Genomic DNA, 13,556 nt, shown 5'->3' with positions numbered 1-13,556 from the left:
TCAGGCGATGACGAGCGGCTCCCCGACCCACGCGGGCGGCAGTCCGGCCAGCAGGCTCGGCAGGTCCGGCGGGTAGAACGTCTCGCCCGCGAGGTCGTCCGGAGCCCACCAGCGGCACTCCGTCACCGAGTCCCGTTCCAGGTCCGTCCACCCGTCGCGGGAGACCTCGAACCCCTGAGCGACGCGCAGCACGAAGAACTCCTCCGTCTGCCGGCAGGCTGCGCCGAGGAACTCGAACTCCGCGGTCCGGGCCCACACGGGCCCGTCGAGCGCGGCCGCCTCGACGGCGAGCCCCGTCTCCTCCAGCAGCTCCCGGGCCGCCGCGGCGCGTGCGGACTCCCCCGGTCCGCGGCCCCCGCCGACGGTGAACCACCAGTCGGTCCCGGGCCGGGCGGGGTCGGACCCGCGCAGCAGCAGGACACGGCCCGCGCCGTCGAGGACGACGACGCGGGACGCGCTGCGGGTGCGGGTGCCGTCGGGGGCGTGGCCCCACTCCGGGCCGAGCGGGTCGGTGCTCACCAGCCGCGGGTGGCCAGCCGGTGCGGTTCGGGGATCGCCTCCACGTTCAGCCCGACCATCGCCTCGCCCAGACCGCGCGAGACCTTCGCGACGGTGTCGGGGTCGTCGAAGAACGTGGTGGCCTTCACGATGGCCTCGGCGCGCTGGACGGGGTTGCCGGACTTGAAGATCCCCGAGCCCACGAACACGCCCTCGGCGCCCATCTGCATCATCATCGCCGCGTCCGCCGGGGTCGCGATGCCGCCGGCGGTGAACAGCACGACGGGCAGCTTCCCGGTCTCGGCGACCTCCTTGACGAGGTCGTAGGGGGCGCCCATCTCCTTGGCCGCCACGTACACCTCGTCGGGGTGCATCGAGCGCAGCCGGTTGATCTCGGCGCGCAGGGTCCGCATGTGGGTCACGGCGTTCGACACGTCGCCGGTGCCGGCCTCGCCCTTGGAGCGGATCATCGCCGCGCCCTCGGTGATGCGGCGCAGGGCCTCGCCGAGGTTGGTGGCCCCGCAGACGAAGGGGACGGTGAAGGCGTGCTTGTCGATGTGGTGGGTGTAGTCGGCCGGGGTCAGGACCTCGGACTCGTCGATGTAGTCCACGCCCAGGGACTGCAGGACCTGCGCCTCGACGAAGTGGCCGATGCGGGCCTTGGCCATGACGGGGATGGAGACGGCGTCGATGATCTGCTCGATCATGTCGGGGTCGGACATCCGCGACACCCCGCCCTCGGCGCGGATGTCGGCCGGGACGCGCTCGAGCGCCATGACGGCGACGGCACCGGCGTCGGCGGCGATCTTGGCCTGCTCGGCGGTGACGACGTCCATGATGACGCCGCCCTTGAGCATCTCGGCCATCCCGCGCTTGACGCGGCTGGTCCCGACGCTGGGTCCGGCGCTGGATCCGGTCTGCTGCTCGGTGTTCACTTCGGTGCCCACGGACACGTGCCTCACGATCGTTCGACGGGGTTGCGACGGGGAATCAGGCGGGCGTCATCCTACGTCGGCCCGCCCGGGCGCAGGTCGTCGAGGAAGTCGGCGGTCTCCGGCACCCGGGCCCGTCCGGCCAGGTGCGCCCAGCGCACGATCCGCTTGCCCCGCAGGCGCCGTGTCTGGACCACCGCGTCGTTGTGGAAGCGACGGGCCAGCTCCACGCGGTGCCCCGCGTCCTGCACGCGCGCCAGCCCGGGACCGTCGGAGGCCGGCAGCGCGGCGGCCAGGGCCCGGGTCAGGTCGCTCTCGACGCGCCAGCGGTGGGCGTCGTCGGCGTCGTTGGCCTCGCGCAGGGCGGCCGGGGTGCGGGGGGCGTCCAGGGAGGTCGTCGCCGCGTCGGCGAGCAGCAGGGACGAGGCGGGGTCGAGCTCACCGGAGGTGGCGTACTCCAGGGCGGCCGAGGCGCGCCGGGTCAGCTCGGCGTCGAGCGCGGCGCGGCTGGTCTCGACGCGCCGGTGCAGCCGGTCGACGCGCTGGGCCGTCGCGGACAGGTACCAGGCGACGGCGGCCAGGACGAGGAGGGCGACGAGCCCCTGCACGAGCGCGGTCACCGCGCGACGACCGTCTCGTAGACGGTGAGGACCTCGGCGGCCACGACGGACCAGTCGTAGCGACCGGCGGCCACCTGCCCCGCGGCGGCCAGCGCACGCCGCCGGGCGGGGTCGGCGAGCAGCCCCAGGACCGCCTCGGCAGCGGCGCGGGCGTCGCCGACACCGAAGAGCGCGCCGAAGGCGCCGTCGCCCAGCACGCGCCGGAAGGCGCCGAGGTCGGCAGCCACCACCGCGGCACCGGCGGCCATGGCCTCGACCAGGACGATGCCGAAGCTCTCCCCGCCGGTGTGGGGGGCGAGGTAGACGTCGGCGCTGGCCAGCAGGGACTCCTTGGCGCGGTCGTCGACCGGTCCGAGGAACTCCACGGCGCCGGGGTCGGGCAGCAGCCGGCGCGCCGCGTCGACGTCACCCCGGCCGGCGACAAGGAAACGGGCGCCCGGGACGACGGCGCGCACGAGGGGCACCACCTCGCACAGCAGGGGCAGTCCCTTGCGGGGTTCGTCGAGGCGGCCGACGAAGGCGACGACGGGGGCCTGCGCGGTCCCCGTCCACTCCGGCCGCACCGGTGCGTCGGCGAAGGCGCGGGTGAACACCCCGTTGGGGATGACGACGGCGTCGCCGCCGACGTGCTCGACGACGGTGCGCCGGGCGTCCTCGCTGACCGCGATCCGGGCGGAGATCTTCTCCAGGCTCGGCCGCAGCAGCGGGAAGGCGGCCTGCATGGCGCGCGAGCGGAGGTTGGCGCTGTGGAAGGTCGCCACGAGGGGCCCGCACAGGCCGGGGTCGGCCGCCCAGAGCGCGAGCAGCGACGTGCTGGGCGAGAGGGGTTCGTGGACGTGCAGGACGTCGAAGGCGCCGTCGGCGAGCCAGCGGCGGACCCTGGCCGCGGTCACCGGCCCGAAGGACAGCCGCGCGACCGATCCGTTGTAGGGGACGGCGACGACGTTCCCACCGGGGTCGGCGAAGGGCGGCAGGCTCGTCTCGTCGTCGGCCGGGGCCAGGACCCGGACGTGGTGGCCGAGGCCGAGGAGGTGCTCGGCCAGGTCGCGGACGTGGAACTGCACGCCGCCGGGCACGTCGAAGGAGTAGGGGCAGACGATCCCGATGCGCACGTCAGCCCCCCCGGGCCGGGCGCAGGTCGTCGGGGAACAGCGGTTGCAGGACGTGCCACTCGTCGGGGTGGGCGCGCACGACCGCACCGATCTCGTCGGCGCAGGCCTGGGTCATCGCGGCGATGGCCCGCTGCCGGTGCTCGCGGGCCGTCTCCCCCGCGCGCCGGGCGGGGACCGGCACCTCGGGACGGACGTCGAGGACGAGCACGCGCCGCCCGGCGCGGACCTCGTGGAACACCCCGATCGGGACGAGCGCGGCTCCCGTGGCGACGGCGAGCGCCGCCGGGCCGGGGGCCATCCGCACGCGCTCGCCGAGGAAGCCGACCTCGACGCCGGTGGCGGACAGGTCCCGGTCGGCGAGCAGGGGGACGAAGGCGCCGCCGCGGGCGCGGCGCACCAGGGTGGCGAAGGTGGCGGGATCGCCCAGGGGCAGGACCTCCATGCCCAGGGAACGCCGGAAGGCCAGGAACTCCTCGTAGACCTCCTCGGGCCGCAGCCGTTCGGCGACGGTGACGACGGGGGCGAGGTCGAGCGCGGACCAGGCCCCGGCGTGGTCCCAGTTGCCGAGGTGGCCGAGGAAGGCGACCGCGCCGCGGCCGGAGGCCAGGACGGCGCGCAGCGCGTCACCGCCCTCGAAGGCGACCGGGCCCAGGATGCGCTCGCGCGACCACGCCGGCAGCCGGAAGGCGTCGAGCCAGTACCGCGCGTAGCTGCGCAGCCCGTCGCGCACGAGCGCGTCCAGCTCGCCGGGTCCGGCGTCGGGACGGGCCCGGGACAGGTTGCGGCGCAACTGCTCCACTCGCGGCCCGCCGCGGGCGGCGAGCCGGTCGGCGACGCGGACGGTGGCGGCGACGGCGAGGTCCTCCGGCAGGGTCCGGGCCAGCCGCCAGCCGAGCCGGAACCCGCCGGCGACGAGGGTGTCGCGCACGCTCACGCGTCGGGGGCGGGGGTGGCCAGCGCCTGCCGACGGACCGTGGCCATGCGCTGGACGACGGTGACGAGGCTGGCGACGGCGAGCAGGGCCAGCACGACCTGCAGGAAGACCAGCGGCACGCCGAGACCGACGAACCCGGCGCCGACGAGGACGGCGACGATGCGTTCCCCGCGTTCGGCGATGCCGACGTTGGCGGTGTAGCCCAGCCCTTCGGCCCGGGCCTTGACGTAGGAGACGATGCTGCCGAGGACGAGGCAGGCCAGGGCCAGCCCGGCGGTGAGGTCGGACTGGCCGCCGCGGGCGAACCAGACGACGAGCCCGCCGAAGATCGCGCTGTCGGCGAACCGGTCGAGGCTGGAGTCGAGGTAGGCGCCCCACGTGCCCGCGCGGCCGCGGATGCGGGCCATGGTCCCGTCGACGGTGTCCGACAGCACGAAGATCGTCACACCGAGCGAACCCCAGAAGAGCTCCCCGAGGGGGTAGAGCACCAGGGCGCAGACGAGCACCCCGAGGGTCCCGGTGATCGTGACCATGTCGGGGGTGATCCCCAACCGCAGCAGGAACCGGGCGAAAGGGGTGAAGACCTTCGTGACGAACGCACGTGCGTACTTGTTGAGCATCGTCTCGAAGGGTAGGGGCGTCAGGCGACCGGGTCGCTGACCCAGCCGTCGGCGAGTCGCGCGCGGGTGTCCTCGAGCAGTTCGGGCATGGCCTTGGTGCGCCCGACCACGGGCAGGAAGTTCGCGTCCCCCTGCCAGCGGGGGACGACGTGCTGGTGCAGGTGCGCGGCGATGCCGGCCCCCGCGACGTCACCCTGGTTGATGCCCAGGTTGAACCCGGCCGGGTCCGAGACGGCCTTCAGGGTCAGCACCGCGGACCGGGTGAAGGCCGTGAACTCGGCCAGCTCGGCGGCGTCGAGGTCGACGTAGGCCGAGACGTGCCGGTACGGGCAGACCATGAGGTGCCCGGGGTTGTACGGGAACAGGTTCAGGACGGCGTAGACGTGCTCGCCGCGGTGCACGACGAGCCCGTCGGCGTCCGAGCGCCCCGGGGCCCGGCAGAACGGGCAGCTGCCGGGTTCGGGGTCGGCCGGTTTGTGCTCGCCGGTGATGTAGGCCATCCGGTGCGGGGTCCACAGCCTGCCGAACCCGTCGGGGTCACCGGCGAAACCGGCGGCGTCCTCCAGCCCGGGCGAGGGGTCCACGTCAGACCTGCACCCGGTCGCGCACGGCCGCGGCGATGCGTTCGACGGCGTCGGCGACGGGGACGCCGTTCTCCTGCGAGCCGTCGCGGAAGCGGAAGGACACCGCACCGTTCTCGACGTCCTCGGCCCCGGCGATGAGCAGGAACGGGATCTTCTGCTTGGTCCAGGTGCGGATCTTCTTGGGCATCCGGTCGTCGGTGTCGTCGACCTCGACGCGGATCCCGGCGGCCTGCAGCCGCTCGGCGACCTCGCGCAGGTGCGGGACGTGCGCGTCGGCGACGGGGATCCCCACGACCTGGACGGGCGCCAGCCACGGGGGGAAGGCGCCGGCGTAGTGCTCGACGAGGACGCCGAAGAACCGTTCGAGGGAGCCGAACTTGGCCGAGTGGATCATCACCGGCTGCTGCTTGGTGCCGTCGGTGGCGGTGTACTCCAGCTCGAACCGGGCGGGCTGGTTGAAGTCGTACTGGATGGTCGACATCTGCCACGTGCGGCCGATGGCGTCCTTGGCCTGCACGGAGATCTTCGGCCCGTAGAACGCGGCCCCGCCGGGGTCGGCGACGAGCTCGAGGCCGGTCTCCTTCGCCGCGGTCTCCAGGACCGCCGTGGCCCGCTCCCACTCCTCGTCGGAGCCGATGAACTTCTCCGAGTCCCCGCGGGTGGACAGCTCGAGGTAGTAGTCGTCGAGGCCGAAGTCGCGCAGCAGGCCGAGGACGAAGTCGAGCAGGTGCTTGATCTCGCCGGGCGCCTGCTCGGGGGTCACGTAGCTGTGCGAGTCGTCCTGGGTCAGCCCGCGCACGCGGGTCAGGCCGTGCACGACACCGGACTTCTCGTAGCGGTACACGGACCCGAACTCGAAGAACCGCAGCGGCAGCTCGCGGTAGGACCGTCCGCGCGAGCGGAAGATCAGGTTGTGCATGGGGCAGTTCATGGCCTTGAGGTAGTACGTCGAGTTCTCCAGCTCCATGCCGGGGAACATCGTGTCCTCGTAGTACGGCAGGTGCCCGGAGGTCTCGAACAGACCGCCCTTGGAGATGTGCGGGGTGCCGACGTAGGAGAAGCCCTCCTCGATGTGCCGGCGGCGGACGTAGTCCTCCATCTCGCGCTTGACGACCCCGCCCTTGGGGTGGAACACGACCAGGCCCGAGCCGATCTCGTCGGGGAAGGAGAACAGGTCGAGCTCGGCGCCGAGCTTGCGGTGGTCGCGGCGCTCGGCCTCGGCCACCCGCTCCTGGTAGGCCTTCAACTCCTCCTTGGAGGGCCACGCGGTGCCGTAGATGCGCTGCAGTTGCGGGTTCTTCTCGCTGCCGCGCCAGTAGGCCGCGGCGCTGCGCAGCAGGCTGAACCCGTTGCCCACGAGCCGGGTCGTGGGGATGTGCGGACCGCGGCACAGGTCGCTGAAGGCGACCGAGTCGTCGCGGCGGAGGTTGTCGTAGATCGACAGGCCGCCCTCGCCGACCTCGGCGGACGCCCCCTCGGCGGCCTCCCCCGCGCTGGACTTCAGCCCGATGAGCTCGAGCTTGTAGGGCTCGCCGGCCATGGCGGCGCGGGCCTCGTCGTCGGTGACCTCGCGACGGACGAACCGCTGGCCCTCCTTGACGATGCGCTGCATGGTCTTCTCGAGGGTCTTGAGGTCCTCGGGGGTGAACGGGCGCTCGACGTCGAAGTCGAAGTAGAACCCGTCGCGGATCGGCGGCCCGATGCCGAGCTTGGCCTCGGGGAAGTGCTGCTGGACCGCCTGGGCCATGACGTGGGCGGTGGAGTGCCGCAGCACCGCCAGCCCCTCCTCGGAGGAGACCGGGACTCCCTCGACCACGTCCCCGTCGGCCAGGACGTGGGACAGGTCGCGCAGTTCGCCGTTGACGCGGGCGACCACGACGTCGCGGTCGTCGGTGAACAGCTCGCCCGCCGTCGTGCCGGCGGCGACGTCGAGCGGTTCGCCGGAACGGGTGATGGACAGCTGGGCGGACACCGCGGGCCTCCGTGGTCGGGTGATCGGTGGACTGACCGGACGACTCTACCCAGGCGTGCCGGGGCGGAGTTCGGCGACGTCCCCGTTGCGCACCGTGCCGCCGCGCAGCACCCGGGCGAACACTCCCCCGCAGTGCCGGGGGACCCCGACGACCTCGAGCTCGACGTCGCCGACGCGCAGCGTGCCGCCGACCCAGTCGCCGGCGTCGGGTTCGGGGCCGCCGTGGAGGTCGACGACGAGGTTGGCCCGCGCGGTGTCGCCCGCGCCGGGGGCCGTCCGCTGGCGCCGGGAGACCACGTGCACGGCCTCGACCTGCCGCGCGCCGCCCGCGACGGGCGCGAGCCGCGCCCCGGGGACGCCGAGGAGGTCGGCCAGGGACACCCCGCCCGGGACCTGCAGCCGCGGCGCGCCGGGCGGGCCGAGGACCTGGAGGCCGGCCAGCGCGGGGTGGGACTTGGCCCGCAGCGCCGCACCGGTCGCGTCGACGACGGCGAAGCCGCGGTCCCCGACGAGACCGTCGGCGTCGAGGGCGGCGGAGGTGGGCGACAGACCCCCGGTGGACTTCACGGGGAAGAGGCCGATCGAGTGCAGGGTTCCGGTGACGGACACCCCGCGATTGTGCTGGGTGGGCGATACTGGGTTCGAACCAGTGACCCCTTCGGTGTGAACGAAGTGCTCTACCACTGAGCTAATCGCCCGGTCGTCGCGCTGAGCGCGACCGGTGGAAGAACCATACCGGACCCCCGGCCCTGCTCACGACCACCCTCGTCCGGCCCTCCGGCGGCGCCTCACAGGCCGGGGACCCACTGCAGCTGGGCCGTGACGACCTCCGGCGTCCACCCCGGCAGCCCCTGCCAGGCGAGGTAGCCCCACAGCGCACCCGCGACCGCGGCGGCCGTGCCGGCCCCCAGCGCGGCCCGGGTGGCCAGCGAGCGCGCCGCGATCCACCGACCCCACCGGTGCAGCTGCCGCTCCCCGAAGTGCTTCAGGCGCCGGGCGGAGGAGAACTCCGTGGCCAGCACGGCCAGCCCGCCGAAGACGACGAGCCAGCCCGGGCCGGGCAGGGGGACGAGGACCAGGCCCAGCACGACGACGACCGTCCCGACGGCTCCCACGACGGCGCGGTAGACCCGATCGCGGTGCGGGTCCTCGCGCACGCGCTCGCGCCAGGCGCGCCACCGCGCCCGGGCCCGCCGGACCCGGTGGTCGTGCGCGCTGAGCCGGCGACCGGGGCTCGGCGCCACCTGCTCGCGCACCGGCTCGGCCGCCGCCGGCGGCTCCGGGACGTCGTGGAGGTGGGGGTCCTGCGTGGGGTGCACGAGGGGTCCAACGCACGAGGTGCCCCGTGCGCTCCCCGGACCGCCGGCGGCTTCGACACCGCTCCCACGGCGCTCCCACGGCGCGCGGACCCGCGCCCGGGCACCGCGGCGAACGCCCGGGGAACCGCGGACGACCCCCGGACGTCGAACTTGCACCGTTCGGGTGTTTCACCGCGCGATTTGGTGGGAAACTCATCAGCACGGTCGCTGGAGCCCGTCAGCGGCCACGAGCAACACGGAGGTCGACGTGCCTGCACTGCCGCATCGCAAGACCGAGGTCGACGTCGACGTGTCGCTGCGCCTGCGGACCACCAGTGGTCCCGGACTCCCCGTCCCCGCCAGCCTCCACTACGGAGCTGACGACCCGTACGCCATCCACGCGGTCTTCCGCGGTGGCGACGCGGACGTGGAGTGGGTCTTCGCGCGGGACCTGTTGAGGGAGGGGCTGTCCGGACCCGCCGGCACCGGTGACGTGCAGGTCCGGCCATGCCCCGAGTCCCCCGACGCCCGCCCGCGCGTCCTGCTGCGCCTGTCGTCCCCGGACGGCAACGCGGAGCTGGAGGCCGACGAGGCCGACGTCCGGCGCTTCCTGCGCCGGGCCGACGCCCTGGTGCCCCCGGGGCGGGAGACCCGCCACCTGGACCTGGACGAGCTCATCGCCCGCCTGGTGTCCTGACGCACGACAGCACGACGTCCGAGCAGCCCCACCGAGCCCGTCCCGGCACCGACGCCGGGGCGGGCTCGCTCGCGTCCGGCGCCGGTCCCGAGGCTCCCGCGCAGCGCCCGGAGGGGAGATTTGGCCTCAGCCGTGCGGTCGGCTACTGTTTTCAACGCCGAGGGGAACCGGCCGGGAACGGCCGAGGAACCGACAGCACGCGGACGTAGCGCAGTTGGTAGCGCATAACCTTGCCAAGGTTAGGGTCGCCGGTTCGAGTCCGGTCGTCCGCTCGGGAGTTCGGCTTGCCGGGCGCGAGCTTCACGGTGGAGTGGCCGAGAGGTTAGGCAGCGGCCTGCAAAGCCGTCCACACGGGTTCGAATCCCGTCTCCACCTCCAACCGGTCCGGGTAGCTCCCGGAGCGGGTACCGAGGGCGATTGGCGCAGCGGTAGCGCGCTTCCCTGACACGGAAGAGGTCACTGGTTCGATCCCAGTATCGCCCACCACCCCAGGAAGGGCCGGATCCGGCAACGGGTCCGGCCTTTCGTGCGTCCCCGCTCCCGCAGCCGCCGGCGACCCGGAGCGCACGCCCGCGCACGGACCGCGACGTCCTCACCCGTACGGACCACTTCCGTTGCCGCCGTGAGGGTTTAACACGGGCGAAACACACCCGGCGGCCACCGGGGCGGGTTAGCGTCGAGCCATGGCACGTCCCGGCCCCACCACCACCCGGCACCCGTCCCACCCCCTGCGCGTGCTGTTCGTCGAGGGGCACCTGCGGGAGAACGGCGGGCTGCGGGTCGTCCTCGACCTCGCCCGCCGCTTCGAGGCCGCCGGCGTGTCCACGACGGTCTTCGCGCTCGAGAAGGTGCGCGGTGTGCCGACGGCTGCGGTCGACCCCGCGACGCGCCTCGTCTTCGGCGCCGACGCCACGGTGCCCACTCCCCGCCGCCTGCCCCGGGAGCTGCGGCGCCTGGTGCGCGAGGCCCGCCGCCACGACGTCGTGGTCTCGGGGTCGGAGATCGGCCACGGGGTGCTCGCCGGGTGGCTGGCCGCCCGCGCCACCCGCACCCCCTTCGTCGTCCTGGCCCAGGGCGACCTCGACGAAGCGGTCCAGGCCTGGGTCCCGCCGCACCTGCGCCGCCTCACCCGCCTGGCCGATGCGCACGCGGACGCCACCATCTGCGTCTCCCCCGGTCTGGTCGCCGGCATCGTCGCCAACGGGCAGCCGCCCGAGCGGACGCACGTGGTCGTCAACGGCGTCGACGTCGACGGCCTGCGCGCCCGCGCCGCGGAGCTGCCCCGTCGCGGCCGGCACGGCCCGCGCCGGGTCGTGGCCCTGGGCCGGTTGACCCCGCACAAGGGCTTCGACCTGCTGGTCCGGGCCTCGGCGGCCGTCCGTGCCCGCGGGCTCGAGCACGAACTGCTCATCGCCGGGGAGGGCGACGAGCGTGCCGCGCTCGAGCGGCTCGTCGCCGACCTCGGCGCCGACCACGTGCAGCTGCCCGGCTTCACCGAGCACCCCGAGGCCGTCCTGGCGGGAGCCGACGTCTTCGTCTCCAGCTCCCGCACCGAGGCGATGCCCCTGACGCTCCTGGAGGCGCTCGCGCTGGGCACCCCCGTCATCGCGACGGACTGCTCGGTGGGCAGCCGGATGCTGCTCGACGACGGGCGGCTGGGCCGGCTGGTGCCGACGGAGTCGCTGGAGGCCCTCACCGAGGCCCTCGCCGAGCACCTCGCGGACCCGGCTCCGTTGCGCGAGGCCGCCGCCGCCGGGCCCGAGCACGCGCGTCGCTTCGACCCGCAGGCCCTGGCCGAGGAGCACCTGCGGATCCTGGCCCGCACGGCCGGGGTCCGGTACGACCCGGTGCGCCAGGTCCAGGCCGTCTGAGCGGGGCGCGGGCTCACCCCGGCGCCGGGCTCACCCCAGCGCCGGGCTCACCCCAGCGCCGGGATCACCCGCCGGGCGTTGCCCGCGTAGACGGCGGCCAGCACGTCCGCCCCCAGGTCGAGGCCGGAGACGGTCCACCGGCCCTGGTCGGCGACCGGGCCGTAGTCGAAGGCCTCGTCGGCGCTCTCCAGCACCCGGAACCAGCGGCTGACGGCGTCGGGCTCGAAGGGGAAGCTGTCGCTGCCCCACAGCACCCGGTCGGCGTGCCGGCGCACGAAGGCCGCCGCCGTCCGCGGCTGGCGGCCGAGCTCGGCCAGGCGCGCGCCGGTGTCGACGACGAGGTTGGGCAGCCGGTCCAGGACGTCGGAGACCCACTGCAGGTTCTCGGCCCAGCCGGCGACGTGGGCGCCGATGAAGGTCGTGCCCGGGTGCGCGGCGACGAGGCGCTCGAAGGCGTCCTGCAGCTGCCGGTGCGTGGGCAGGCCCTTGCCGTACCAGCTCCAGTCCGGGTGCAGCCGCAGCTCCTCGAGGCGCTCGTTGAAGCGGTCGACGGGCCGGAAGAAGGCCGGCGGGTCACCGATGTGCACCAGGACGGGCAGCCCGTGGGCCCCGGCGGCGTCGAAGACGTCGGACAACCGGTCGTCGTCCGGGCCGACCAGGGCGCCGGAGGCGTCGCGCTGGACCAGGCCCAGGTCCTTCCAGACCTTGATCCCCGCCGCGCCGGCCCGGGCGGCCGCCTCGACCTGGGCGACCATCGCCGCGACCCCCCGCGGGCCCTGGACCAGCAGGGACCAGTCGACGTGCGCGAAGGTCGCGAAGCGGCCCGGGTGGGCGCGGTCGTAGCGGTCGAGGTTGGCCTCCAGCTCGGCCCCGGGCAGGCCGTCGAGGTTGACGACGGCGGCGAGGTTCAGCTCGTCCATGCGGGCCAGCAGCGCCGGGACGTCGGGGGCCAGCCAGGTGCGCCCCCCGGTCAGCCAGCGGCCCAGGTGGTTGTGCGCGTCGACGGCCGGCACGGCGGCGCGCGGGACGTCGGTGACGGGCAGGACGAGCTCGCTGCGCGGGCGGTAGGCGGCCAGGCGCTGGGTGTTCAGCCGCGCCCGCGCGGCCAGCGCCCGGGTCCGGCGGGCGCCGGCGGCCAGGAGTCGGTCGGGCAGGCCGGGGTTCACGTGGTCCACCACCCCAGCGTCTCACCCCGTGATCACCCGGGTGGCCCCTCAGGGCACCCAGCGCCGCCGTTCGGCGGCCTGCCGGCGCGCGTCCTCGCGCGCGGCGGCCTTCGTCGGGTCCGGCCAGACCCGGTCGACGGCGCTGTTCAGGGCCGCGCCGATGAGGACGGTGATGGCGAGGAAGTAGAACCAGATGAGCACCACGACCGGGGCCGCCAGCGGCCCGTAGATCGACGTCGAGGGCCCGGCGACCGAGTAGGACAGGGTGCGCCGCAGCACCCAGGAGATGACGAGCCAGCCCAGCAGGGCGAGCAGCGCCCCCGGCACGTCGCGCCACCAGCGCGAGCGCACGGGCGTGGCCAGGTGGTACAGCGTCGCCAGGCAGAAGACCGACAGCACGAGGACCACGGGCCAGTAGAGCGTCGTCAGCCAGCGCAGGTTCTCCGGCAGCCACTCCCCCAGCAGCCGCGGGCCGACGAGGACCAGCGGGACGACCACGACCCCGACGAGCAGGGCCACCAGGTACGTCGACAGCGACAGCAGGCGCGTGCGGACGATCCCCCGGTGCCCCCCGAGGCCGTACATGATGGCGATGGTGTCGACGTAGACGTTCAGGGCGCGCGAGCCGGACCACACGCTGACCGCGAAGGCGAGGACCGTCAGGTCGGCGCGGCTGCCGGTCGTGACGGAGTCGAACGTCGGCAGGATGACGTCGGCGATGGCCTGGGAGGTGAAGAAGGACTCGGTGACGCGGGAGATCTGGGCGCGGGCCGCCTCGACGTCGTCGGCCCCCAGCCAGCGGCCGAGGAAGCCCAGGCTGGCGACGAGGCCGAAGACCAGCGGCGGCAGGGACAGCAGCGCGAAGAAGCCCCCCTCGGCGGCCAGGCCCGTGACGCGGAAGCGCATGCAGGCCTGCACCGTGCCGACGGCGAGCGCCCGCACGTCGCCCCACACCCGCACGGGCCGGGGGGCGGCGCGCACGGTCCGCAGCGTGCCGGTCGCCAGGGTGTCCGGTGCCGGTGCGTCGGTCGTCGACTCGGGCAGCGCGTCGGCCATGGTCTCCTCGTCCTCCCGGAGACGGCGGTGCTCACCCGGACGGGAGGGGTCCTCGGGCACCCGACCACGGTAACCGGCCCGTGGGCGGCAGCGGGGGTGCCACTCCGGGAGGTGCCCGGGACGTGCTCAGGAGGTGCTCGGGGGGCTCAGCCGACATGATGACGGGGCACCACCGCCCCTTCGAAGCTCCTGGAGG

General features: G+C 74.4%; 14 protein-coding genes and 4 tRNA genes. 5 read left to right on the top strand and 13 right to left on the bottom strand.

Going from position 1 to position 13,556, the window contains the following annotated elements; genetic code table 11:
* The 11 genes from CLV37_RS00535 to CLV37_RS00485 all read right to left on the bottom strand — a co-directional run bounded on the left by CLV37_RS00535 (position 1) and on the right by CLV37_RS00485 (position 8,591).
* Positions 1-519, bottom strand: coding sequence for an NUDIX hydrolase (locus tag CLV37_RS00535; protein WP_106205953.1), 519 nt, complete (start codon positions 517-519; stop codon positions 1-3).
* Entirely contained in the window at positions 516-1,445 is a 930-nt protein-coding gene (gene pdxS, locus CLV37_RS00530) for a pyridoxal 5'-phosphate synthase lyase subunit PdxS (RefSeq protein ID WP_342762207.1), read from the bottom strand. The genes CLV37_RS00535 and pdxS overlap by 4 nt, the downstream gene beginning before the upstream one ends.
* A 59-nt stretch (positions 1,446-1,504) precedes the next feature.
* Positions 1,505-2,050 (bottom strand): hypothetical protein, encoded by a 546-nt coding sequence (locus CLV37_RS00525; RefSeq protein WP_106205951.1) that lies wholly within the window; start codon positions 2,048-2,050, stop codon positions 1,505-1,507.
* On the bottom strand, positions 2,047-3,162 hold the full coding sequence (locus CLV37_RS00520; protein ID WP_106205949.1) for a glycosyltransferase family 4 protein: 1,116 nt from the start codon (positions 3,160-3,162) through the stop codon (positions 2,047-2,049). Before CLV37_RS00520 ends, CLV37_RS00525 begins: the two co-directional genes overlap by 4 nt.
* Position 3,163: 1 nt before the next feature.
* On the bottom strand, positions 3,164-4,096 hold the full coding sequence (locus tag CLV37_RS00515) for a phosphatidylinositol mannoside acyltransferase (protein ID WP_211298274.1): 933 nt from the start codon (positions 4,094-4,096) through the stop codon (positions 3,164-3,166).
* A complete protein-coding gene (gene pgsA / locus CLV37_RS00510; RefSeq protein ID WP_106205945.1) occupies positions 4,093-4,716 on the bottom strand; it encodes a phosphatidylinositol phosphate synthase in 624 nt (207 codons plus the stop codon). The genes CLV37_RS00515 and pgsA overlap by 4 nt, the downstream gene beginning before the upstream one ends.
* Positions 4,717-4,736: 20 nt before the next feature.
* A complete protein-coding gene (locus tag CLV37_RS00505; protein WP_106205943.1) occupies positions 4,737-5,300 on the bottom strand; it encodes an HIT family protein in 564 nt (187 codons plus the stop codon).
* A gap of 1 nt (position 5,301) precedes the next feature.
* On the bottom strand, positions 5,302-7,272 hold the full coding sequence (gene thrS, locus CLV37_RS00500) for a threonine--tRNA ligase (RefSeq protein WP_106205941.1): 1,971 nt from the start codon (positions 7,270-7,272) through the stop codon (positions 5,302-5,304).
* Positions 7,273-7,317: 45 nt separating this feature from the next.
* Positions 7,318-7,881 (bottom strand): MOSC N-terminal beta barrel domain-containing protein, encoded by a 564-nt coding sequence (locus tag CLV37_RS00495; RefSeq protein WP_106205939.1) that lies wholly within the window; start codon positions 7,879-7,881, stop codon positions 7,318-7,320.
* Between the two features lie 17 nt (positions 7,882-7,898).
* A tRNA-Val gene (locus CLV37_RS00490) sits at positions 7,899-7,970 on the bottom strand.
* Positions 7,971-8,060: 90 nt separating this feature from the next.
* Positions 8,061-8,591, bottom strand: coding sequence for a TIGR02611 family protein (locus CLV37_RS00485; protein ID WP_170126979.1), 531 nt, complete (start codon positions 8,589-8,591; stop codon positions 8,061-8,063).
* A gap of 247 nt (positions 8,592-8,838) precedes the next feature.
* Between CLV37_RS00485 and CLV37_RS00480 the strand changes: the two genes are divergently transcribed.
* The 5 genes from CLV37_RS00480 (at position 8,839) to CLV37_RS00460 (ending at position 11,138) form a co-directional block, all read left to right on the top strand.
* Complete coding sequence (locus CLV37_RS00480; protein WP_245885172.1) at positions 8,839-9,267, top strand: SsgA family sporulation/cell division regulator; 429 nt, start codon at positions 8,839-8,841, stop codon at positions 9,265-9,267.
* 199 nt (positions 9,268-9,466) lie between these two features.
* Positions 9,467-9,539: transfer RNA gene (locus tag CLV37_RS00475), tRNA-Gly, on the top strand.
* Between the two features lie 32 nt (positions 9,540-9,571).
* Positions 9,572-9,645 (top strand) — tRNA-Cys (locus tag CLV37_RS00470).
* 33 nt (positions 9,646-9,678) lie between these two features.
* Positions 9,679-9,753, top strand: a tRNA-Val gene (locus CLV37_RS00465).
* A 197-nt stretch (positions 9,754-9,950) separates the two neighbouring features.
* Positions 9,951-11,138 carry a glycosyltransferase gene (locus tag CLV37_RS00460; RefSeq protein ID WP_106205935.1) on the top strand — a complete coding sequence of 396 codons (1,188 nt, stop codon included), beginning with the start codon at positions 9,951-9,953 and terminating at the stop codon, positions 11,136-11,138.
* 47 nt (positions 11,139-11,185) lie between these two features.
* Here the strand turns inward: CLV37_RS00460 and CLV37_RS00455 are convergent, their stop codons facing one another.
* Together CLV37_RS00455 and CLV37_RS00450 are read right to left on the bottom strand one after the other, a co-directional pair.
* The gene (locus tag CLV37_RS00455; protein WP_106207246.1) at positions 11,186-12,313 is read right to left on the bottom strand and encodes an amidohydrolase family protein; all 1,128 of its coding nucleotides are present in this window, start codon (positions 12,311-12,313) and stop codon (positions 11,186-11,188) included.
* A 39-nt stretch (positions 12,314-12,352) separates the two neighbouring features.
* Positions 12,353-13,420, bottom strand: a complete 1,068-nt coding sequence (locus CLV37_RS00450; RefSeq protein WP_106205933.1) for a YihY/virulence factor BrkB family protein — start codon at positions 13,418-13,420, stop codon at positions 12,353-12,355.
* Between the last annotated feature and the right edge of the window lie 136 nt (positions 13,421-13,556).

Origin of the sequence: Kineococcus rhizosphaerae (genome assembly GCF_003002055.1) — a bacterium.
Lineage (GTDB): Bacteria > Actinomycetota > Actinomycetes > Actinomycetales > Kineococcaceae > Kineococcus > Kineococcus rhizosphaerae.
The sequence above is the reverse complement of the archived record's forward strand: the minus strand, read 5'-3'. Positions and strand labels throughout refer to the sequence as shown.